Annotated in this window: 23 protein-coding genes; 2 read left to right on the plus strand and 21 right to left on the minus strand. The window is 33.1% G+C overall.

What is annotated here, in order from left to right; genetic code table 11:
• Positions 1–20 precede the first annotated feature (20 nt).
• Together ACYQ39_RS01890 and ACYQ39_RS01895 are read right to left on the minus strand one after the other, a co-directional pair.
• Entirely contained in the window at positions 21–380 is a 360-nt protein-coding gene (locus ACYQ39_RS01890; protein WP_459840183.1) for a single-stranded DNA-binding protein, read from the minus strand.
• 98 nt (positions 381–478) lie between these two features.
• Positions 479–676, minus strand: a complete 198-nt coding sequence (locus ACYQ39_RS01895; protein ID WP_459840184.1) for a hypothetical protein — start codon at positions 674–676, stop codon at positions 479–481.
• A gap of 305 nt (positions 677–981) precedes the next feature.
• Here ACYQ39_RS01895 and ACYQ39_RS01900 point away from each other — a divergent pair, with 305 nt between their 5' ends.
• The gene (locus ACYQ39_RS01900) at positions 982–1,167 is read left to right on the plus strand and encodes a type Z 30S ribosomal protein S14 (protein WP_459840185.1); all 186 of its coding nucleotides are present in this window, start codon (positions 982–984) and stop codon (positions 1,165–1,167) included.
• Between the two features lie 65 nt (positions 1,168–1,232).
• Here the strand turns inward: ACYQ39_RS01900 and ACYQ39_RS01905 are convergent, their stop codons facing one another.
• The 18 genes from ACYQ39_RS01905 to ACYQ39_RS01990 all read right to left on the minus strand — a co-directional run bounded on the left by ACYQ39_RS01905 (position 1,233) and on the right by ACYQ39_RS01990 (position 20,103).
• Entirely contained in the window at positions 1,233–2,642 is a 1,410-nt protein-coding gene (locus ACYQ39_RS01905; protein ID WP_459840186.1) for a hypothetical protein, read from the minus strand.
• A 138-nt stretch (positions 2,643–2,780) separates the two neighbouring features.
• Positions 2,781–3,512 carry an N-acetylmuramoyl-L-alanine amidase family protein gene (locus ACYQ39_RS01910; protein WP_459840187.1) on the minus strand — a complete coding sequence of 244 codons (732 nt, stop codon included), beginning with the start codon at positions 3,510–3,512 and terminating at the stop codon, positions 2,781–2,783.
• Between the two features lie 211 nt (positions 3,513–3,723).
• Positions 3,724–3,906: a hypothetical protein gene (locus ACYQ39_RS01915; protein ID WP_459840188.1), complete on the minus strand. Its 183-nt coding sequence runs from the start codon at positions 3,904–3,906 to the stop codon at positions 3,724–3,726.
• Between the two features lie 83 nt (positions 3,907–3,989).
• Entirely contained in the window at positions 3,990–4,556 is a 567-nt protein-coding gene (locus tag ACYQ39_RS01920) for a hypothetical protein (RefSeq protein WP_459840189.1), read from the minus strand.
• A 139-nt stretch (positions 4,557–4,695) separates the two neighbouring features.
• Positions 4,696–5,052 carry a sirohydrochlorin chelatase gene (locus ACYQ39_RS01925; protein ID WP_459840190.1) on the minus strand — a complete coding sequence of 119 codons (357 nt, stop codon included), beginning with the start codon at positions 5,050–5,052 and terminating at the stop codon, positions 4,696–4,698.
• The gene (gene hemL, locus ACYQ39_RS01930; RefSeq protein WP_459840191.1) at positions 5,053–6,342 is read right to left on the minus strand and encodes a glutamate-1-semialdehyde 2,1-aminomutase; all 1,290 of its coding nucleotides are present in this window, start codon (positions 6,340–6,342) and stop codon (positions 5,053–5,055) included. It abuts the gene before it with no gap.
• Positions 6,343–6,425: 83 nt separating this feature from the next.
• On the minus strand, positions 6,426–6,815 hold the full coding sequence (locus tag ACYQ39_RS01935) for an ACT domain-containing protein (protein ID WP_459840192.1): 390 nt from the start codon (positions 6,813–6,815) through the stop codon (positions 6,426–6,428).
• Positions 6,816–6,871: 56 nt separating this feature from the next.
• Positions 6,872–7,840, minus strand: a complete 969-nt coding sequence (hemB, locus tag ACYQ39_RS01940; protein WP_459840193.1) for a porphobilinogen synthase — start codon at positions 7,838–7,840, stop codon at positions 6,872–6,874.
• A 1-nt stretch (position 7,841) separates the two neighbouring features.
• Positions 7,842–9,311: a UDP-N-acetylmuramoyl-L-alanyl-D-glutamate--2,6-diaminopimelate ligase gene (locus ACYQ39_RS01945; RefSeq protein WP_459840194.1), complete on the minus strand. Its 1,470-nt coding sequence runs from the start codon at positions 9,309–9,311 to the stop codon at positions 7,842–7,844.
• 102 nt (positions 9,312–9,413) lie between these two features.
• Entirely contained in the window at positions 9,414–10,946 is a 1,533-nt protein-coding gene (gene cobA / locus ACYQ39_RS01950) for a uroporphyrinogen-III C-methyltransferase (protein WP_459840195.1), read from the minus strand.
• Positions 10,946–11,875, minus strand: coding sequence for a hydroxymethylbilane synthase (gene hemC, locus ACYQ39_RS01955; protein ID WP_459840196.1), 930 nt, complete (start codon positions 11,873–11,875; stop codon positions 10,946–10,948). The genes cobA and hemC overlap by 1 nt, the downstream gene beginning before the upstream one ends.
• A 46-nt stretch (positions 11,876–11,921) precedes the next feature.
• Positions 11,922–12,572 carry a precorrin-2 dehydrogenase/sirohydrochlorin ferrochelatase family protein gene (locus ACYQ39_RS01960; RefSeq protein ID WP_459840197.1) on the minus strand — a complete coding sequence of 217 codons (651 nt, stop codon included), beginning with the start codon at positions 12,570–12,572 and terminating at the stop codon, positions 11,922–11,924.
• A 12-nt stretch (positions 12,573–12,584) separates the two neighbouring features.
• On the minus strand, positions 12,585–13,844 hold the full coding sequence (gene hemA / locus ACYQ39_RS01965) for a glutamyl-tRNA reductase (RefSeq protein WP_459840198.1): 1,260 nt from the start codon (positions 13,842–13,844) through the stop codon (positions 12,585–12,587).
• Between the two features lie 215 nt (positions 13,845–14,059).
• Positions 14,060–15,109 carry a YeiH family protein gene (locus ACYQ39_RS01970; RefSeq protein ID WP_459840199.1) on the minus strand — a complete coding sequence of 350 codons (1,050 nt, stop codon included), beginning with the start codon at positions 15,107–15,109 and terminating at the stop codon, positions 14,060–14,062.
• A 230-nt stretch (positions 15,110–15,339) separates the two neighbouring features.
• A complete protein-coding gene (gene asrC / locus ACYQ39_RS01975) occupies positions 15,340–16,356 on the minus strand; it encodes a sulfite reductase subunit C (protein ID WP_459840200.1) in 1,017 nt (338 codons plus the stop codon).
• Between the two features lie 12 nt (positions 16,357–16,368).
• Positions 16,369–17,184: an anaerobic sulfite reductase subunit AsrB gene (gene asrB, locus ACYQ39_RS01980; RefSeq protein ID WP_459840201.1), complete on the minus strand. Its 816-nt coding sequence runs from the start codon at positions 17,182–17,184 to the stop codon at positions 16,369–16,371.
• Between the two features lie 13 nt (positions 17,185–17,197).
• Positions 17,198–18,223: an anaerobic sulfite reductase subunit AsrA gene (gene asrA / locus ACYQ39_RS01985; protein WP_459840202.1), complete on the minus strand. Its 1,026-nt coding sequence runs from the start codon at positions 18,221–18,223 to the stop codon at positions 17,198–17,200.
• Positions 18,224–18,456: 233 nt separating this feature from the next.
• The gene (locus ACYQ39_RS01990; protein ID WP_459840203.1) at positions 18,457–20,103 is read right to left on the minus strand and encodes an FAD-dependent oxidoreductase; all 1,647 of its coding nucleotides are present in this window, start codon (positions 20,101–20,103) and stop codon (positions 18,457–18,459) included.
• A gap of 322 nt (positions 20,104–20,425) precedes the next feature.
• Between ACYQ39_RS01990 and ylbJ the strand changes: the two genes are divergently transcribed.
• Positions 20,426–21,652 (plus strand): sporulation integral membrane protein YlbJ, encoded by a 1,227-nt coding sequence (ylbJ, locus tag ACYQ39_RS01995; RefSeq protein WP_459840204.1) that lies wholly within the window; start codon positions 20,426–20,428, stop codon positions 21,650–21,652.
• Between the two features lie 42 nt (positions 21,653–21,694).
• Here the strand turns inward: ylbJ and ACYQ39_RS02000 are convergent, their stop codons facing one another.
• Positions 21,695–22,234: a nitroreductase family protein gene (locus ACYQ39_RS02000; protein ID WP_459840205.1), complete on the minus strand. Its 540-nt coding sequence runs from the start codon at positions 22,232–22,234 to the stop codon at positions 21,695–21,697.
• Between the last annotated feature and the right edge of the window lies 1 nt (position 22,235).

The following is a 22,235-nucleotide window of genomic DNA, read 5'->3' on the forward strand; positions in this document are numbered from 1 at the left end:
GTTATTCAACTTTTTAATACTTAGGCAGAAACTTCTTCAGCTGAGTCTTTAGAAGTAGTTGGACTATCTAAAAATTTGACTTCTTTAGCTACTACTTCTGTCTTATATTTCCTTTCTCCAGTCTCTTTATCTTCCCAGTTGCTAACATTAATTCTTCCTTCAACACTAATTAATCTTCCTTTGGTTAAAAACTGATTACATGTTTCCGCTAACTTATCCCAGGCTACAACACTAATAAAGTCTGTTTCTTGCTCCCCTTTACTATTAGTATAATTACGATCTACAGCTATAATTAAATTAGTTACTTTAGTCCCACTATCTAACTCCCTTAATTCAGGTTCTCTAGCTAATCTTCCTACAAGACCGACTTGATTAAGCATGGTTATCACTCCTTATAATGTTGTTTAGGATATTTTTACCAGATAATAATTTATTATGTATTTAATTCAAAATTTAACTTTCGTTAATATATATCAGTCTATTCTTTTATAAATTCTACCCTTCTATATAACCCTGGACTAATTTCCTGGTAAAGTTGACTTTTATCATCTTTACTATTCCACTGCTGGGCCAACTCCTGAGCCAACTGAGCAAATTCCCACGGATTAATATCTACTTCTCGACTAATATGCTTCATTAACATCTCTATCAACTCTTTCTTTTGGCTTTTATTCACCTTTAATTCACCTCTTTTAACTTAATCTACCCAGCTGTAAACAAATTATTATTTTACAATAAACTAATTAAATAGTTCAAAAATGACATTTGTATCCTAAATCCAGATATGCTATAATCAATTATCCAGTAATAGAGATAGTGCCAGTATGAGTGATCAGTATCAATAACATCAACATTCTAATTATTTACATTCCACTCATCCCTAACACTATATATCAACAATATCTCACTTATAAAAGATAATCTCATTTAATAATTAAATCATTTAACTAGATAACGTTATTATTAGAAAGGAGGTTCAGCATGGCTAAAAAATCTAAAATTGAAAAATCTAAAAGAAAGCCAAAATACTCTACAAGAAAAGAAAATCGTTGCCAACGATGCGGTCGACCACATGGTGTCCTACGTAGATTTGAATTATGTCGAATCTGCTTTAGAGAGTTGGCCCATGAAGGAAAACTACCTGGTGTTAAAAAAGCAAGCTGGTAAATCCAAAGACCTCCTCAGCTAAATTAAGGAGGTCTTTTTGTTTTATATTTTATATTATTATGTACTTAAATTAGAAAGATAGCTACAATAGTAGTTACTACTAATCCAATAGCAACTGGAATTAAATTTCGTCTTGCTAGTTCAAAAGGACTTACATCACAGATAGCAGCTACAGGAATTAAAGCCCAAGGAACTAAAGTACCACCACCTACCCAAATAGCAGCTATTTGACCTAAAGCTGTTAAAGTTGCTGTCCCTGAACCAATTGCTGTGGAAAATAATTTAGCTACTGATCCAGCTAGAGAAATACCTGAAAAACCTGAACCATCTAAACCAGTAATAGTACCTACAACAGTCAAAGTAACCGAACCAATACTAGCATTTAAAGGAACAGATTGGGCCAAAGCTACACCTAAATCATTAACTAAACCTGTAGAACTTTCTGGTAATACCTCACCAAATACTTCTACAAAACCCATATCCCCCATATAGAAGAAAGCAGCTATAGGAATTACTGGGCTAAATACTTTAAAACCAAATTTAAATCCTTTAATCATATATTCTGTAATTTCTTCTAAACCTTGATTCTTATGAACCAACAAAGAAATAACAGATAGAATAAATATGGTTGTACCACCTACTAAAGCTGTTGCATCTCCCCCTTGCAAATCAGCTAATACCATGACTATTACATCAATAATAAATAAGGCAGGAATAGAGATTGCCAATACTTTTTTAGTAGTAGCTGATAAGGTCTGTTTAAGTTCCTGATTAGTATCTTCATCTCTATCAATAGTAGCTTCTATATCTTCATCCTCTACCTTTAATTTACCTTGCTTGATGTCTTTCCTTAACATCCAAAAAGCCGTAATAGTAGTTACAACCCCCATCACAATAACTAATGGTAGACTAGCTTCCATTACTCTTCCTACAGGAATTCCTGCTGCATCAGCTGTTAACTTAGGAGCACCTTGAATTACGAAATCACTAGAAAGAGCAATTCCATGTCCAAATAGATTCATAGCTACAGCTACTCCAATGGCTGGCAAATCCACTTTAAGAGCTACTGGTAATAAAACAGCCCCCATCAATGCCACTGCTGGAGAAGGCCAAAAGAACCATGAAATGACCATCATTAAAAGCCCAATAACCCAATAGGCTAAAGTAGGGGTCTTAATTAACTTAGTAAAAGGATGAACCATTACTTCATTAATTCCTGTCCTCTGTAAAATCTGACTCATGCCATAAATAATAGATATAATAAATATAGTACCCATTAACTGCCTAGTAGCATAAATCAAACTACTAAAAACACCAACTACTGCTTGTGACAGAGAGCCTGTTGCTAATAGAGCTAAACTAAAAACCCCGATAAAACAGACCAAGGTAGTATCTCTCTTAGCTACCATAACACCTATAATAATTAAAATAAAAGATAGATAAACCCAATGTAACATAGTTAAGGTAACAGACATACTCTTCCCTCCTTTACTTACAGAATAACTATTTGTATCAGTTTATGTTCTAAAGCATAAATAAGTGAGCATAAAAGAAGAGAAGATTATAAACCAAATATAAAAACCCCTACTATAGGGGCTTAAAACAATTAATATTTATTTAGTAAGAAATTTAAACCCAGAAAAATACTCTTCTAGTCCTTTATAAATAGCTCTAGCTAGTGCTTGTTGATAATCTTTCTGCTGTAATAATCTTTGATCCATAGTATTAGTGATAAATCCTACTTCAATAATAACCCCTGGAGTGTTTTTAGCTTTAAGCACATATAGATCACTTCTTTTTTTAGGTTGATGGTATGTAGAAGATAAATTTTCATATTCAATCTTATTGAGATATTTCTGTAGGGTTGTAGCTAAAACTTTGGTTTGAGAGTGACGAGGGTAATAAAGAACAACTGGTCCTCTCATCTTTGGCTGTCCTATTCTATGGTCAACATGTAAACTGATAAATAAATCAACATCTTCTTGATTAATAATATCTATTCTAGCTCTTAAGTCTCTAGTATGGCGACTAGAAGAATAATTATTAAGATGATCTAAAGCTGTATCTTCTTCTCTAGTCATAATTACTTTAATACTATCTTTTGATTCCAAATAATCTTTTAGAGTTAATCCTACTTCTAAGTTGATTTCCTTCTCCAATAAATTACTATGACTTGTACCCCCATCTATTCCGCCATGTCCAGGGTCAATTACAATTACCCGAGGAGAAGATAAAGGTGAAGTTATTATTCTATTAGTAAATTTTATCTGATAAGGAGCAAAGAAAAATAAATAAATAATTATTAAGACTAAATAAATCTTCCATTTACGAAGTTGAATAATCATATTAGCACTCCTTTTTAACAATCTAGGTTACACTTAAATTTATTCTCAAAACTTGATAATTATCAACTGTCGTAGGCTATAAGTCGTGAGGCCAATCAACATCAACACAATAAATCTAATTCAATCTCCTCTCTGGAAGAAAAATAACTCAATATTTATAAAACCAGTTTAGAAATAAAAAAGCAACCTATTTAAAGGTTGCTGATCTAGTCTATAATACTTTTTCTATCTCTTCTTCAATTTTCTCTCTTTCATTGTCACTGAGATCATATTCCGTTACTACCTTATCAATAGCTGCTTCCGTTTTAAATCCTTTTTCAGCAATCAACTTCAAAACTTCTGCTGTAATCTCCAGTATTCTCCCCCAATTAAAACCATCATTATCTTCTGGCACCATATCCCTCCCAATTTGAAAAATAATTGATTCATTTAAATATATTTAAATGAATTTAAAAAAAGAAGGGAGATATAAATAAATTATTTATTATTTATATCTTTTATTTTCCAAGTATCATCTTCTTGTAATAAAGTTACTACATAACTAAAAGTTTTATTATATCTTTCATTAGTCCAAGCTCTTTTAGGATAATATCTAGTAATATTTAGTCTAACCTGTACAGTATTCTCTTCTTGGTTTATTACTTTTGCCTTCTTAACTACTTCATGACTGGGAAAAGTAAACTCACCTTCACCACCTTGATAAGAAATCTTTAATCTTTTAATTTGTTCTTTAATTTGATCTTCTACAACAAAATCCTTTAGGCTCATACGTAAAACAGAAAGAACCTGGTCAAAATTATCACTATCTGTCTCTGTTATCCTTTCTAGATTGATATAACTTTGATAGGCAGCTCTAAATAAAGAACGCATCTGATGATCTAACTGATAAGCCATTAATGCTAAATTAGGATCTTTTAAATCTAACGTCTCTTTTGTATCATTCTCTTGACTTAGAAATTTTGTTTCTGTACAACCAGTTAAAATCAGACTGAATAACACAATTATTACTATAGGTTTAAAATAATAATTCCATCTTTGTGTCATCTATTTACCTCCTAAAATTGATTAACAACTCTATCTTTAAATTTCCAATTTTAGTGGTTAATTATTCTTCTTTAGATTGATTTTTGACTACTATAGATAAATTAAAGAGTAGCGTTCTCACACTACTCTTTAGTAATAACTATTCAACTTGATTTTGAATAATATCTACTAACTCTTCATTAGCACCAATACTATCAAGTATATTAAACTTCAGTTTAGGATATTTAACTTTTAATTCTTCTATTAGCTTAGGAATCTGGTTTTGTACATGAAAACCTGGGAATAGAAATAAAGGCATAATTGTTACTTGCTCTACTTTCTCTTCAACCAGTTTAGCTACTACTTCTTCTAGAGTTGGCCCGCTAAATTCTACAGTTGCTTGTTTAACAATCTTATCAGCTAATCTCTGTTGTACCATCTCTACTAATTTTGTAAAGACTAGATTTGATTCCTGGCTTTTACTACCATGGGCTACTACTATAACTGCTTCTTCCATCTATAGGCTCTCCTTTACCTTCTGTAAAGCATTATAATTGGCCTCGATAGTACGTTCTAAATCTTCTTCTGTATGGGCAATAGAAATAAAGTTGGATTCAAATTGAGACGGCGGTAAATAAATTCCTTGCTCTAACATCTGATTAAAATAAAGAGCAAAGGCATTAGTATTAGAGGCTTGAGCTTCCTGATAATTAGTTACCTGCTCTTCAGTAAAGAAAATACTGAACATAGAACCAACACGAGATAGAGTAGCAGGCACTCCTAGCTCAGCAATATTTTCTTTAAAGCCTTCTTCTAATCTAGCTCCTTTCTCCTCTAATATCTGGTAAGTATCATGTTGTTGCAATAACTTGATAGTCTCTAGACCAGCTGTCATAGCCAATGGATTACCTGATAGAGTACCTGCCTGATAGACTGGACCTTCAGGAGCTACATAATCCATAATTTCTTGTTTACCACCATAAGCTCCTACTGGCATTCCTCCACCAATGATCTTACCTAAAGTAGTCAAGTCTGGTTCAATATGATATAGCTCCTGTGCCCCTCCATAGGCTAACCTAAAACCAGTCATTACTTCATCAAAGATCAATAAAGAATCATACTCATTAGTTATCTCTCTTAACTTATCTAAGTAATTAAAACCAGGACGAATAACTCCCATATTACCTGTTACTGGCTCTAGAATAACACCTGCTATTTCAGCACCATATTCTGTAAATACTTCTTCTAAAGCTTGCTCATCATTGAAAGGAACAACAATTGTATCCTGTGCAATATCATCAGGTACTCCAGGACTGCCTGAAATACCTAAGGTAGTAACTCCTGAACCAGCTTCTACTAATAGACTATCTCCATGGCCATGATAACAACCTTCCATTTTTACAATCTTATCTCGACCAGTATAACCTCGGGCCAACCTTATGGTACTCATTGTAGCTTCGGTACCTGAATTAACCATTCTTACCTTATCAATTGATGAAACTGCCTCAGTAACCAGCTCTGCTAACTCTGTCTCTACCTCTGTAGGAGCACCAAAGCTTGTCCCCTTCATCAGTTGCATCTGTAAAGCCTCTACTACTGCTGGGTGGTTATATCCTAAGATCATTGGCCCCCAAGAACCAACATAATCTATGTATTCATTACCATCAATATCGTAAATTAAAGCTCCATCACCTTTTTCTATAAATAAAGGGTCATTATCAACAGCAGAAAAAGCCCGAGCCGGACTATTAACTCCTCCTGGAATAACTTCTTTAGCTTGCTGAAATGCTTCTTTTGACTTAGACATTCTATCCCTCCAGTCTTATTAATTTACAATTTATAGTTTACAGTGTACAGTTAAAATCAAAATCTCAAACTCACACTTATTCCTTAACACTCTATCTTATACCCTTTTCTTTCTAATGTTTCAATTGCTTCCTCTAAATCTTTATCCTTAACTAGCAAGTAATCTGTATCATAAGTTGAAAAAGCAAATACACTAATTTCAGCTTCAGCTAAAACATCTGTCAAAGAAGCTAAAATACCTGTTAAAGAAAAATCTAAAGGCCCAGCTACCTTTAGTCCTCTCCAATTCATACTTACTTTATCTTGACTAGAAATTTTATCTTGATTACAAATAATTGAAACTTCATCATCAGTCTTAGTTACAGAAAAGAAGTCTTCTTGAAAGATCCACTCTGGAATACTACTTTCTTTATTTAATCTCCAGATAGCAAATTTATTTTCTAACACTTCTAAACTCAAATTAAATCTGTTCACTATATAATCTTCTCCTTCAAATAGTCTAAATTTAACTCTCAATTCTCAATTGTCAATTAATTAAGCCACTTAGCTACATCTTTAGCCCAATAGGTAATGATAATCTCTGCTCCAGCCCGTTTAATACTTGTCAAACTCTCTAAAGCAACTTCTCTTTCATCAAGCCAACCCTTCTCTGCTGATGCCTTAATCATAGCATACTCACCACTTACATTATAAGCAGCTAAAGGAATATTAAACTCTTCTTTGGCCCGTTGGATAATATCCAAATAAGGTAAGGCAGGCTTAACCATTATAATATCGGCACCTTCTTTAATATCCAACTTAATCTCCCGTAAAGCCTCATCACTATTAGCTGGATCCATCTGATAAGAGCTACGATCTCCTTCTTGAGGAGCAGAGTGAGCAGCATCACGAAAAGGGCCATAAAAAGCTGATTTATATTTAGCTGAATAAGCCATAATCCCTGTCTCTTGATAACCTTCTTGATCTAACCTCTGCCGAATAGCCTTTACTCGCCCATCCATCATATCTGATGGAGCTACCATATCAGCGCCTGCTTGGGCATGAGATAAAGCAACCTTACTTAAATTCTCTAAAGTAGTATCATTTTGAACATAACCATCTTCTATAACTCCACAATGGCCATGGCTAGTATACTGGCATAAACAGACATCTGTAATTACTAATAGATCTGGGTATTCTTCTTTAATCTTTCTACAAGCCTGTTGAACTACCTCTTCTTGATCCCAAGCACTAGAGCCTATTTCATCTTTACTATCAGGAATACCAAATAGGATTATCCCAGCAATTCCTAACTCAACTAATTCTGCTACTTCTTCTAACAATAGATCTAAAGATAAATGGTAATTCCCTAGAAGAGAAGGTATCTCTTCTTTAATGCCTTCTCCATGGACTACAAATAAGGGATAAACTAAATCAGAACTACTCAGTTTAGTCTCGCGAACTAAACTTCTTAGTGATTTAGTCCTTCTTAACCTACGTGGTCTATTGATTAGATTCATCTTATAACTCCTCTCTATTTCTCAATGCTTCTCTAGCTACCTTCCGATCATCTAAATCTATTGTTTGGTCTCCAAATTTCTGAGTTGTTTCATGACCTCTTCCTGTAATTAAGACCATATCCTCTGGCTTTGCTAACATAATAGCTTTTTTAATTGCTTCTTCTCTATCTTCAATAATTCTATAATCCTTACCCAGCACCCCTTCTGTTTCATTAATTCCTTCTTGAATATCAGTAATTATTTTTTGAGGTTCTTCATTATGAGGACTATCTGAAGTTATAATTGCAAGATCAGCTAAATCAACACTTAATTTACCCATAATAGCTCTCTTCTGATTATCTCGGTTTCCTCGACCTCCAAAAACAATTGTTACTTTCCCAGTAGTAAACTTATTCACTGTATTAAGTAACTTCTCCATTCCATCAGGTGTATGTGCATAATCAACAATTACTCCAAAGTCTTGGCTCTGATCTATGTATTGAAATCTACCTGGGATTTCTGTTATCCCTTCTAATCCAGATTTAATCCCAGCTAAGCTAAAACCTAGACTCGATAAAGTAGCAATTGCTGCTAAAGAATTATAGACATTAAACTTGCCAGTTAAATTCAAATTAATAGATACTTTATCTTCAGTTCCTTTTAGTTGATAACTGACTCCTTTAATATTCATCTTAATATCTTCAGCTTTAAAATTAAGTCCTTCTTGTAAACCATAACTTATAACTTTACCTTGAGCTTGTCTAACAATATCTACTGCATACTGATCATCAAAATTAATAATTGAAGATCGATTATTTAGTTTAAATAGTTTGGCTTTAGACTCTAAATAATCTTTCAGAGAATGATGAAAGTTAAGATGGTCATGAGTTAAATTAGTAAATATTTGTCGATTAAAATCAACTCCTAAGACTCGATTCAACTTTAAAGCATGAGAAGATACCTCCATTACTACATGACTGACTCCTTTATCTAACATTTCAGCCAACATTCGCTGTAAATCTAGAGATTCAGGAGTAGTTCTTATAGCTTTTTTAGTTTCATTTCCTACTTTATTCTTAATAGTACTAATTACTCCTGTACTAACACCTACTTTCTTTAAGATTGCTTCTATTAAATATGTAGTCGTAGTCTTACCATTAGTTCCAGTAACACCAATTACAGTTAATTGTTGTGAAGGATAATCATAGAATTTAGCACTTAACTGGGCCAAAGCTCTTCTAGAGTCATCAACCTTAATAACAATTATCTGATTCAATTCAATATCCTGTTCTACAATAACAGCTCTGGCTCCATTCTCAATTGCCTCCTGAATAAATTGATGTCCATCTTGTTTAAATCCTGTAATTGCTACAAATAAATAACCTTCTTCAACCTTTCTAGAATCATAAGCAATTCCAGCAATATCTATATCTAATCCACCTATAATCTCTGGATAATCTAAATCAGCAATTAATTGTCTTAGCTTAATCATTCCTTAACCGCCTCTCTACTTAATATAACTTAAATCTATAAAATTTAAAATATAGAGCAGTAGTTAATTCCACTATAATTTTCATAACTAAAGTTTTAACCTTTAAATTATATATTGTTTTGATTTTTGATTATAGTAGTTTTTAATTGCAATAATTAAGCCTTCAATAGTATATTCATCAGCTATAATATCCTCTTCTAATCCATATTCCTGTACTGTACCAGCAGTAATCGGGCCAATACAAGCAATCTCAACATCTGTAAGTAACTCTTGATAATTATTACCTAGCTGCTTGATAAAATTGCGAACTGTTGAAGAACTAGTAAAGGTCACTAAGTCAACCTGATTACTTTTTAATCTATCAACTAATTCTTTATTCCCTGCTCCACTGATAGTTCGATAAGCTGTTATATTATCTACCTCAGCACCTAACTCTTCTAATCCATCTTGTAGTTTTTGGCGGGCAATATTGGCCCGAGGTAATAGAAATCTTTGGTCTGTTAAATCTTGTTCACTCAGGCCATCTATAATAGATTCACTGACATAATCAGCAGGAATATAGTCTACTACTAAACCATATTCTTTTAACTTAGCAGCAGTCTTAGAACCAATAGCGCAGATCTTAAGCCCACCAAAAGAACGCACATCCTGATCTAAAGCAAATAACCTTTCCATAACATATTTGACTCCATTGACACTAGTAAAGACAACCCAATCATAGTTACTTAATCTTTCTAATCTACTATCTAATTCTTGATAACTTTCAGGTGGTAAAATCTCAATAGCTGGTGCCTCAATCACCTTAGCACCTTCTCGACTCAACATCTGACAGAAAGAAGTAGCTTGTCCAGCTGGACGAGTAACAACAATCTCTTTACTAAAGAGTGGTCTAGTCTCAAACCAATTTAACTCTTGTCGTAAGTTGACTGTCTTACCAACAATTATAATTGCTGGCGGTTTAAAGTTATTCTCTTCAACTTCAGCTACAATATTCTCCAAAGTACCAACTAATGTCTCTTGTTCAGGTCTAGTACCCCATCTAATTAAAGCTACTGGTGTCTGAGGATCACGACCAGCTGCCATTAATTTAGGAGCAATTTCTGGTAACTTTCCAACTCCCATTAAGATTACTAAAGTCTCTGTTGCAGTAGCTAACTGATCCCAATCTATACTTGACTCTTCTTTAGTAGGATCTTCATGTCCTGTTACAAAAGTTACTGAAGAACTAATATTACGATTAGTAACAGGAATACCTGCATAAGCTGGTACAGAAATTGGTGAAGTAATACCTGGAACTATCTCAAAATCTATTCCGACTTGAGATAGCTTACTAGCTTCTTCTCCGCCTCGCCCAAAAACAAAAGGATCCCCTCCTTTTAATCTAGTTACAATTTTTCCTTCTTGTGCCTTATCTATTAATAATTGATTAATCTCCTCTTGGGTCCGGTAATGGTGGTTAGACTTCTTTCCTACATAAAATAATTCTGCCTCTTCTCTAGCTTCTTTTAATAGATTATCATTAGCTAATCGATCATATAAAACTACATCTGCTTCTCTAATTGCTGCTTGCCCCTTGATGGTAATTAATGCTTGATCACCAGGGCCAGCCCCGACTAAATATACCTTACCTGCCACTAATTAGTCCCTCCTTTGATTTTAGCCAATATTTCTCTGGCACCTTGTTCTTCTAAACTCTTGGCTAATTTAATTCCTAAATCTCTAGCATCTTCTCTAGTTCCAATTATTTTATCTCTTAAGACCTTAGAACCATCTAGCTTGGCTACTACACCTTCAATTACTAGCTCATCTCCTTTAAGTTGAGCATAAGCTCCAACAGGAACCTTACATCCCCCTTGTAGATAATCTAAAAAAGAATGTTCAGCTCTTGCTACATCGGCAGTAGATTGATTGTTGATCTCCTGTAATAATTCCTTTAATTCTTTATCTTCTACTCTAGCCTCAATAGCTAAAATTCCTTGTCTAGCTGCTGGAATAGAAATTTCAGGCTCTAAATATTGAGTAATTTTATCCTGCCAACCCATTCTCTCTAATCCAGCTGCAGCTAAAATAATCCCCTCCAAATCATGTTGCTTTAGTTTCTGCAATCTAGTATCTATATTGCCTCTAATAGGAACAATCTCTAAATCAGATCGATAATGTAATAATTGTGACTTACGACGTAAACTTCCTGTTCCTAATTTAGCCCCTTGAGGCAGTTGATCTAAAGTTAATTCTTCTTTAGAGATTAAAGCATCTAAAGGGTTGGCCCGTCTTGGCGTAGCTACTACTTCTAAACCATCAGCCAACTGGGCCGGTAAATCCTTATAACTATGTACTGCTAAATCAATCTCACCATTCAATAACGCTACTTCAATCTCTTTAATAAATAATCCTTTCCCTTCAATTTTAGATAATTCTTTATCTAGGATCCGATCTCCTTTCGTACTTATCTTTTTTAATTTAAAGTTGTAATCTGAAAATTTGTTTTTTAATTTATTAGCTATCAATTTAGCTTGTGCAACTGCTAAATTGCTTGGTCTTGTTCCAATAATAATTTCTCTCATAATTACCTCCTAAAACTTTACTTTTATAAAATCATATATTTTCTACTCACTTAAGGTCAATTTTCAAGTCAACTTCTGCTAGAATTTCTTCTATTCTTTTTATTGCAGTCTCTCTATCTTCAGTTAACAAGTTAATCAATTCTAAATCAGCTAATTGACGAAAGACTTTCCTTCTCATCTCCTCTTGGGCCAATTCTTCTAGTACCACTGGTCTAATCTGAGACATCAACTTTAAAAAGCAAGCAAATTCTGATCCAAAGTCGACTTCTAATTTCTGTCTAATAACTCGTGATAATGCTGGTAGATTACCACCAGTAGCTACTGTCAGCAACAAATCACCTTGCTCTATAGTAGCAGGTAAAGTGAAATTAGATAACTCAACATTATCAACTACATTAACTAATTTATCTTTCTGTATAGCCAACTGACCTATTTCTTGATTTATCTCTTTTTTATCAGTAGCAGCAATAATTAAAAACTTACCTTCTATATCTTGTCTTTTAAACTTACGTGGTAAGAATTCTATCTCTTCTTTACTAATTAATTTGTTAATGTTATTACTAATTTGAGGACTCACCAAAGTAATATAAGTTTCTGCATCTACAAGTCGCTTTAACTTACGATAGGCTACTTTACCACCACCTACTACTAGTACTTCTTTATCTGCTAAATCTAAATTTATTGGATAAGACTTCATATCTTTACTCCTTTAATCATTAGAAAATAAATCCTCTATAATCTTTATTCTTTGCTGACTATTTTTAGTATTAGCTATTTCCTTAAGTCTTATAGTTGGTGAATGTAATAATTTATTGACTAATCTATTAGCTAAACTAGTTACTATCTCTTCTGATGATCTATCTGAATTATCTAGTTGCTTTAAAGCTCGATTTAATTCCTGACTCTTTATCTTTCCAGCTTTTTGTCTCATATTTTTCAATAAGGGAAGTACTTGTTGATGATTCAACCAAGATTCAAATTGAATTAACTTCTGATCTATAATTTCTTCAACAGCTGTTACTTCTTCCTGACGTTGGGCCAAATTCTTCTCTACCACTGCTTCTAAATCATCAATATCATAGAGATGAACCCCTGGTAATTCACTAATTTCCGGTTCAATATCTCGTGGTACTGCAATATCGATTAAAAATAACGGTCCTCGTTTCTTCTCCATAGCACGCTGTACCATATTATAATGTAGAACATAATGAGGAGCACCAGTAGAAGCAATGATTATATCTACATCATCAACCCATTCTTCTAATTGATCCCAAGTAACAGCTTCTCCATCAAACTTACTGGCTAGCTCTTTACCTCGCTTATAAGTTCTATTAGCTACCATTACTCCTTTAACACCATAACTAACTAAATTTTTCAAGGTCAACTCACTCATCTCACCGGCACCTAAAATCAAGACTGTTTCTCCAGATAAAGAACCAAATATGTCATTAGCTAATTCTACTGCAACATAACTGACTGATGCAGCATTGGCCCCTATTTCTGTCTCACTTCGTGCCCTTTTTCCAGTCCGAAAAGCCTCAGTAAAGAGTTTGTATAAGTATTTATCAACAGTTTCTAACTCCTGGGCCAACTCAAAAGCAGCTTTTAATTGGCCTAGAATCTGTGTTTCTCCAATAACTAATGAGTTCAAACCACTGGCTACCTGAAATAAATGATTTACAGCTTCAAAACCATATTGCAGATAAACATGTTCTTTTATCTGTTGAATATTTAAATTAGAAATCTGTTTTAAATGCTGGAATATAAACTCTGTAGCATAACTTTTATCGTCAGCTACCACATATATCTCTGTCCGATTACAAGTAGACACTACTATTCCTTCTTGCAATGACGTAGCAGATTTTATAGAGGTTAACAAATTTCTTTCTTCTTTTGTTGTTAGTGATAACTCTTCTCTAATTTTCAAAGGAGCGCTCTTATGATTAGCTCCTATAACTATTAATTCCATACTTCTCACCTCAACTTACTTGACTATATTAATTTTATAACCTATTATTTCTATCTTCAAGCCAAAACCAATTAAATCCCTTAAAATTAACCAAATCAAGCTTAAAACAACTTGGAATCTTAAGATTTTATGTTATAATTAAACAAGACACAAGCTATCATAAAGGGATAACTTGTGTCTACATCTAAATAAGAGGAGAAGTTTATATTTTTAAATTAATAAATGGCATATAGAGTAAGTATAGTAGCAATACTTACTAAAACTTCTCCTCCAAATCCAACAAAGAAAGACTTTAAACCTATCTCTCTCATCTTATCAAAATCAGTTCTAAATCCTACTCCAGCAAAAGATAACATAAAGATCCATTTATAAAGATTCTTCATTGTACCAATTTCATCTTGAGTAAAGAGACCAAGAGTAGACAATAATGACAACAATAAAAAACCTATTAAAAACTTAGGAAACTTCTTCCAAACAAATTTTACTTTATTATCAACCTCAGTAGTCATTCCCTTTCTAGCATAATAAATTGAATATAACAACACAATTATCCCCATTAAAGCATTTCTTGATAACTTAATTACAGTAGCATATTGACCTGCTTGATCAGAATAAGCAAAACCAGTTGCTAAAGCTTCTGCAGTATTATCAACTGCTAATCCTGACCAAAATCCAAAAATCTGGTCAGACATATTGACTATTTGCCCTATAATAGGATATAAAAAAACTGTCACTGCACTAAAGATTAGAATAGTTGCAATAGCTAACCCTGACTCCTCTTCATCTGCATCAATAGCTCCAGTTGCTCCAATGATAACTGACACACCACAAATACCTGTTCCCATAGCTAATAAACTTCCTAATTTATCACTAACCCCAAACTGCTTAGCTAAAAACTCAACTAAAATCAAAGAAAAAATAATCTCTAAAATAACTAATACTATTCCTACTCCACCTATCTTTAATACATTCTGCAAAACAAGTCTAGCCCCCAAGACAACAATTCCTAACTTTAACCACAGTTCATAGGTATCAATTCCTGGTACAAATATTTTAGGTATGTTGAAAGTATTACCAAAAAACATCCCAATTATAATAGCAATTAAAACATATTCTATATGTGGGATGTATAAAGCTATCCATTTAGATAGATAACCAACAACAAATAACAATAAAACCCCAGGAATCTTTTCAAAAATCATCTCAGAAACTGATTTGCCATTCACTTCAACAGTTGGTTCTTCCGTCTCTTTTTCAGTTGACATCTTACCCCTCCTTTTACCAGATGATATTTGATATCAACTCCAACTTAACCAACAAACTTAGAAATAAAGCTAATATTACAGCTATCCAGTCTGTACTAACACCTATTTCCTCAAACTTCACCCCTTCACCCCCTCTATAAGTTTATTAAAACCTTTAAACTTGTGAAAGTTATGTCAAAGATAAGAAAAAATAAAGGTGAGAATTATTAACTCCTCACCTTTATAATAACTTAATCAACCTCATATTCAGAGGTAACATGTATATTAGCCCTATATTCCGTTTCAGCCCAGTAAATATGGTCAGCTACTTCAGCTACTGGATTTAATTTAACTCCATCTAATATTTTCTTCTTGAACTGATAATATCCAGCCATATCAATTAAATGACCTCCATGAAGATAAATTGGTTTATAATTAAGTACTTCAGCTGAAAAATCTTCCCAATTATCAATAATACCAAGTACAACATCTTCAGTAACCCAATTTAAAAACATCTTACCCATTCGTGGGTACTGCTTACCAGCTCGACCGCCAATTGTTACCCGATAATAATCAGTTGGATCCCGCTCCCAAGCTCCAGTTGGACAAGCTACAACACATTCACCACAACCTACACAACAACAATCATCTTTTTCAATCTTTCCATTTGTTTCTTCTAAAACTGAAGTAGCATGGCCATTACAGGCTTCCACACATTTCCCACAACCTATACAACGACCATAATTATACTCTGGCTTAACTAAACCAATAATCCCAAAATCATTAAAGTGACCTTTAGCACAATCATTAGGACAACCAGATACACCTATTTTTATATGATAAGGACTAGGATAAATTCTACGTTCTAATTTTCTAGCCATAGCAGTTGTATCTACATTGGCTTTAATACAGTGGCGATTTCCTATACAAGCCATAATATTACGAGCACCAAGATTAGGGAATCCACTATCATCAACTTCCATATCTACTCCACAAGTCTCTACTTCTACCCCCTCAATATAACCTTGTAAATACTCATTAACTACATCTATATCTTCATACTTAATTCCTGGAATAGAAAAAGTCTGTCTAGTTCCAATATGAAAATCTCCATTACCCCAGGTCTGAGCTATATACTGTACATCAGATAAATATTTAGCATTAACTACAGCACCAGGAACACGTAACTGTAACATACACTCACCGTCAACTTTGGATTGGCGAAAGCAATTAGAGGTTAATTCTCCTACATTAATATCCTGTTTCATATTCTCTCCTCCCTAATCTATTAAATCTTGTGCTTTAGTATAGTTAAATACTGGACCATCAACACAAACATAGGTATCTCCTATCTTACAATGACCACACTTACCTACTCCACAAGACATATTTCTTTCCATAGATACCCAAATTTTTTCTTTAGCAACCCCCTGTTCTAAACATTTACTAGCAGCTACATCCATCATTACTGGCGGGCCAACAATAACTACATGATAGTTATCTAAATCTTCAAATGGCACCTGTCCAATATATTCAGTTACAAATCCTTTTTCAAAACCTTCAGTCTCTTCATGATCTAAAGAATAAATTGTCGCGTCAAATTTTGTTTCATACTTACCTAAATCATCACTATATAAAATAGATTCTGTATCTTTAAATCCAGTTAAGAAATGTATAGAATTCAATTGACCATAATTATCATAAGCATGTTGTAATAAACTCTTAACAGCGCAAACACCAGTTCCTCCAGCTATTACAACCAAATCTTTACCTTTAAATTTATCTATTGGAAATGAGTTCCCATATGGTCCTCGAATAAATAGGTTATCACCAGACTTTAATCCAAAAACTTCACCAGTAACTTTACCAACCTTTCTAATAGTAAACTCTAACCAACCATCTCCAATTCCACTAACAGAGATAGGAGCTTCTCCAACTTTAGGCAGAGAAACTTGAAAAAATTGGCCAGGTTGAGCACTCATGTCTGTCTCAACTCTAAATTTATATTCAATATCAGTTTCTTGAGTAATATCTAATATTTGACATGGCTTAGGTTGTAACTCATTTTCAGTTATACATTTACAATTATCACACATTTCATTTACCTCCTTAAACTTCAGTATTAAGTTTATCTACTTCAGAACTCAATCGATTAATCAGTGCTGAAAAAGAAATAAGTTCATTACATCTATCAGTGCAACGACCACAACCAACACACATATGTTCTCCTCCAAATCTGGCTTGATAATCATAAATTTTATGCAAAGTTCTATATCTCATTCTCTCACCAGGACTATCTCTAAAACTCTCTCCTCCAGCCATATCTGTAAAATCATCGTGTAAGCAGCTAGCCCAAACTCTTCTTCTTTCTCCAACCTTTCCATTTTCAGTATAAGTAACATCAGAAGTAGTAAAACAACTACAGGTTATACAAGCTGAAGTACAAGCACCACAACTTTCACACCTCCTATCATACTCTTCCCATATCTCTAAATTATGAACTTCTTCTAGTATTTCTTCGTTAATATTTGGAATATTTACTGTAGTTTGATTAAAAGTAGGAAATTCAGGAGTGAATTCAGTCTCTACTTGGTTAGAAAATAGTTCTTTAAATTCATTATCTTTAATCTGAACTGACAACTTATCTTCATTAAATCTAACAGCTAAACTGTAATCCTCTGTTTTATTAGCATTCATTGATACACAAAAACAAGTGTCCCAACTATCTTTACATTCCATCATTATAAACTTTATTTTATCTCTAAGACGCTTGTAATAACTATCTTCAAACTCTCCATTATCTAGAAAGATATTATCAAGTCTTTTGATGCCATTAATATCACATGGTCGCGCAAAAATTAAAATATCCTGATCATATACCTGACTTTCTGTGTATTCATATTCGGTAAAATAAAATAACCTTTGTGTAATTGGATGAATTATTTCCTTAGGCGAAACATCAGATTTTTGATCAAATACTATATCATTAACTGTATCAATTTCTGCATACCTGATTACATCAGTATCAGAATATCGTCCCTGACCTTCAAGTCGTACTGGAGCATATACTTTGTAATCACTCTGTAGTTCTGTTAAAATCTTATCCATTCTTTCAGTAGATATGGAATAACTCATTGTTTCCCTCCTTAAAATATAGTTATAAAAAATTTAAACAAATCAAAGATTATAATCATATGTGAAATATTTCTCTTTCTTCAATTTAATTCTACCATTTAATTACTTATAAGTAAAATAATTATTATTAATGTATTATATAAGTAATAGCTTATAGGGTTTGATATAAAGTGAGACTTTGTACCACTTAACTTTATAAATAATAAAAAGGTGGGAAATCCCACCTTCACAACTTATAGTAAGTTCCAGACTGTAATTCCACCAGTCAAGTTCTGAACTTTCTCAAATCCTTGTTGTTTTAATATTTTATAGGCTAAATAACCACGATAACCTACAGCACAATAAACAACTGTCTTTTTACCCTTATTTAATTCATCTACTCTGGCTCGTAAATCACTAAGAGGAATTAATTTAGCATCTCTAATAGCTCCTGTTTCATACTCCATTTCTGTTCTAACATCAACTAATTGGATTCCTTGATTTTCTACTAATTCTTCTTCTAACTCTTGAGGAGTAATTAGCTCCATTTCACCTCGTAATACATCTGCTGCTATCATCCCCGCCATAATAGTTGGCCCTTTAGCAGACGAATAAGGAGGGGCATAAGCTAAATCTAAATCTTCTAAATCTTTCACTGTCATTTCAGCAGACAAAACAGTAGCAAAAATATCAATTCTTTTATCTACTCCTTCTTTTCCAACTACCTCTGCTCCTAACAACCTACCTGTATCTTCTTCAATCAAAATTTTAGTAATTATCATTTCTGCTCCGGGATAATATCCAGCATGATTATTCTTAGGTAGATAGACTGTATAGTAATTGATACCTCTTCTTTGACACATCTTTTCATTAAGTCCAGTACCAGCTGCTGTCCATTCTCCTACCTTAATAATATTTGTTCCTAAAACTCCTTTAAACTGCTTATTTTCTCTTCCAGCAGCATGAGCACCTGCTATCCGTCCTTGTTTATTAGCTGGTCCTGCTAAAGGGGCTTTAAATTTATCTCCAGTAACTAAATGTACACTCTCTACAATATCTCCAGCAGCATAAATATCTGGATCACTAGTCTGCATCCATTCATTAACTTCGATACCTTCTTTACTTACCTCTAAACCAGCTTCTTCAACTAGATCCAATCTAGGTGTAGCACCAGTAGCAACTACAACAAAATCTGTAGTTAACTGTTGTCCACTCTGTAAATTAACTGTTATTTCTTCTTGTCCTGCGAATTTTCCTACTTTCTCTTCTAAAAGAAGATTAATTCCTAAACTTTTTAAATGCTTGCTTAATGGAGTAGTCATTTCTTTATCTAAAGTAGGAAGAATCTGATCTTGCATCTCAATTAATGTAACATCTAATCCTTGTTTTAATAGTTCATCAGCAGCTTCTATCCCAATATATCCCCCACCTACAACTACTGCTCTACTTGGATTCTGTTCTAATTGGCTCATAATTGCATCAGCGTCGGGCACAGTCTTTAAAGTAAAGATCTTATCTAAATCTGCCCCAGGAACAGGTGGTTTAGTTGCTTCAGTCCCTGTAGCAATAACTAATTTATCATAACTTTCATTAAACTTCTCTCCTGTCTGATGATCAGTTACCTCTACTTCTTTAGTTTCTCGATTAATCTTAGTTACCTCATGTTCAGTCCTTAGGTCAATATTAAACCAATTATCAAATCTACCATCTGGCACTTGAAAAAGAGAGTCTCTATCTTCAATAGTTCCTCCTACATAATAAGGCAATCCACAGTTAGCAAAAGAAGCATATGGTCCTTTTTCAAAAATAATGATCTCTGCATCTTCATCTTCTCTTCTAGCTTTAGCAGCTGCACTTGCCCCACCTGCTACTCCACCAGTTACAACAATCTTATTAGTCATAATAAATTTCCTCCTAAATATACTCTTTTATCTGCTATATCAAGCTTTCCTAACTATTTTTCCAGAGGAGAATAATCACTATTCAATTACTATAACAAAAATAAAAAGTTATCTATTATTTAAATCTTTTCAAATCATCAAATTAGAAAACTACCTTTTAGATTATCTAAGAAGGGACTCTTATAACATAGTCTATCCAAAATATATTTTAAGAATTTAACCATTCCTTAATTAAAATTAACATAACTAAACATAAATTCATATTCTTGATTAATATTAAATACTATTAACTAAGCACCATTTTAATAAGGGAGGGTAATTAATGAATAAAAAAATGATAAACTTAAAAGCTATAATTGCTATTCTCTTTACTATAGCTTTAATAGTCTTTTCTGAATCTGCTTTTAATGCAGCAATTGATGGACTAGAAACCTGGTGGAATATTGTCTTTCCAGCTTTACTCCCCTTCTTTATCATAGCTGAAATTCTAATGGGACTAGGAGTAGTTCACTTTATGGGGGCATTATTAGAACCCTTGATGAAACCACTATTTAATATTCCAGGGGTTGGGGCTTTTGCTGTAGCAATTGGCTTTGCTTCAGGATATCCTATTGGAGCTAAAATAACAGGGCAACTTAGACGAGAAAAAATGTGTAGCCAAGCTGAAGCAGAAAGACTAGTTGCTTTTGCTAATACTGCTGACCCATTATTTATGATAGGAGCAGTAGCTGTAGGAATGTTTTCTAATCCGCAACTTGGTATTACTTTAGCATTGGCACATTATATTTCTTGTTTAATAGTAGGCTTTTTACTTCGTTTCTACAAACCAACTGTTGAAAATAATACAACAATCAGTAATTATTCTTCTTCGCAAGAAAATATTCTTTCTTATGCTTTTAACGAATTATATAAAGCTCGTAGAAAAGATGGACGCCCTTTTGGTCAACTGATTGGTGATGCAGTTAAAGAATCAATTGATACCTTGCTCACTGTTGGTGGATTTATTATCTTCTTTTCTGTAGTAACAAAAATACTCTACTTAACAGGATTTAATCACTTTATTGCAAATTTATTTACATTAATATTAAAACCTTTTGGATTTTCTCAATCATTAGTTTCAGGTATTGTAAGTGGTTTCTTTGAAATTACTAATGGATCACATTTAACTAGTCAAGCTACTGCTCCATTAAAACAACAAATTGTTATCACTAGTTCTATTATAGCTTGGAGTGGACTTTCTGTTCATGCTCAGGTTGTAGCTATGGTTAAAGGAACTGATATTAGGCTTAAAGCTTATTTCTTCGCTCGAATCATACATGCTATTATAGCTGGTATAACAACTTATTTCTTATTTGACCCATTAGCTAAAATTTCTGCTCAATTAGTTACACCAGTTACAAATCTTCAATCGAATCTATATAATATATCATATTTAAGCTATTTATCTCATACTTCATTAGGTTTAATTTTAGTATTAGGATTTTTAATTAGTATTTCCTTACTTATTTATTTTCTAAAAAAATTAAAAGTAATTACCTTTTATCATTAAAAAAAGGGCACTAATAAAAGTGCCCTTTTTCTTTAAATATTCTTATTTAATATCTTCTTCTTTAAACTTTTCATAATCTACTATCTCTTCTAAAGACTTTCTAACCTCATTATGTCTGTTAGGTAATGCCACTTCTTCTTCCTCTGGATAACCTATAGTCAAAATATTGATAGGCTCAATATTATTTGGAATATTAAATTCTTCTTTTATAATCGCTGGATCGAAATAACAGATCCATAAAGTTCCCAGTCCAAGATCTGTAGCCTCAAGCATCATATGATCAGTAACTATACTAGCATCAATATCTGCTGTATCCATATTATCAAATGGTCTCTTCCAAGTTTCATTATGATCTGAACATACTATAATAGCTAAAGGAGCATCATAGATTTTGGCCCCTTTTTCGATTTTACTTAATCCTTCTTCCTCTTGTACTACAATCAATCGTTGTGGCTGACTATTTGTAGCTGTAGGGGCAACTCTACCTGCTTCTAGTATTTTAGTTAACTTATCTTTTTCAACTTGCTTTGATTTATATTTTCTGATAGAACATCTCTTTTTAGCTAATCTTAAAAAATTCATG

The organism is Halanaerocella petrolearia (assembly GCF_054657875.1).

Bases quoted from the DNA above. Each gene is read 5' to 3' on its own strand.
- asrC (WP_459840200.1), bottom strand. From the start codon at position 16,356: ATGAAACAGGATATTAATGTAGGAGAATTAACCTCTAATTGCTTTCGC.
- hemL (WP_459840191.1), bottom strand. From the start codon at position 6,342: ATGTCTAAGTCAAAAGAAGCATTTCAGCAAGCTAAAGAAGTTATTCCA.
- ACYQ39_RS01890 (WP_459840183.1), bottom strand. From the start codon at position 380: ATGCTTAATCAAGTCGGTCTTGTAGGAAGATTAGCTAGAGAACCTGAA.
- asrB (WP_459840201.1), bottom strand. From the start codon at position 17,184: ATGTGTGATAATTGTAAATGTATAACTGAAAATGAGTTACAACCTAAG.
- ACYQ39_RS01990 (WP_459840203.1), bottom strand. From the start codon at position 20,103: ATGACTAATAAGATTGTTGTAACTGGTGGAGTAGCAGGTGGGGCAAGT.
- ACYQ39_RS01970 (WP_459840199.1), bottom strand. From the start codon at position 15,109: ATGTCAACTGAAAAAGAGACGGAAGAACCAACTGTTGAAGTGAATGGC.
- ACYQ39_RS01960 (WP_459840197.1), bottom strand. From the start codon at position 12,572: ATGAAGTCTTATCCAATAAATTTAGATTTAGCAGATAAAGAAGTACTA.
- ACYQ39_RS02000 (WP_459840205.1), bottom strand. From the start codon at position 22,234: ATGAATTTTTTAAGATTAGCTAAAAAGAGATGTTCTATCAGAAAATAT.
- ACYQ39_RS01945 (WP_459840194.1), bottom strand. From the start codon at position 9,311: ATGATTAAGCTAAGACAATTAATTGCTGATTTAGATTATCCAGAGATT.
- ylbJ (WP_459840204.1), top strand. From the start codon at position 20,426: ATGAATAAAAAAATGATAAACTTAAAAGCTATAATTGCTATTCTCTTT.
- ACYQ39_RS01905 (WP_459840186.1), bottom strand. From the start codon at position 2,642: ATGTCTGTTACCTTAACTATGTTACATTGGGTTTATCTATCTTTTATT.
- ACYQ39_RS01900 (WP_459840185.1), top strand. From the start codon at position 982: ATGGCTAAAAAATCTAAAATTGAAAAATCTAAAAGAAAGCCAAAATAC.
- ACYQ39_RS01920 (WP_459840189.1), bottom strand. From the start codon at position 4,556: ATGACACAAAGATGGAATTATTATTTTAAACCTATAGTAATAATTGTG.
- ACYQ39_RS01910 (WP_459840187.1), bottom strand. From the start codon at position 3,512: ATGATTATTCAACTTCGTAAATGGAAGATTTATTTAGTCTTAATAATT.
- asrA (WP_459840202.1), bottom strand. From the start codon at position 18,223: ATGAGTTATTCCATATCTACTGAAAGAATGGATAAGATTTTAACAGAA.
- hemA (WP_459840198.1), bottom strand. From the start codon at position 13,844: ATGGAATTAATAGTTATAGGAGCTAATCATAAGAGCGCTCCTTTGAAA.
- hemB (WP_459840193.1), bottom strand. From the start codon at position 7,840: ATGAATCTAATCAATAGACCACGTAGGTTAAGAAGGACTAAATCACTA.
- ACYQ39_RS01925 (WP_459840190.1), bottom strand. From the start codon at position 5,052: ATGGAAGAAGCAGTTATAGTAGTAGCCCATGGTAGTAAAAGCCAGGAA.
- hemC (WP_459840196.1), bottom strand. From the start codon at position 11,875: ATGAGAGAAATTATTATTGGAACAAGACCAAGCAATTTAGCAGTTGCA.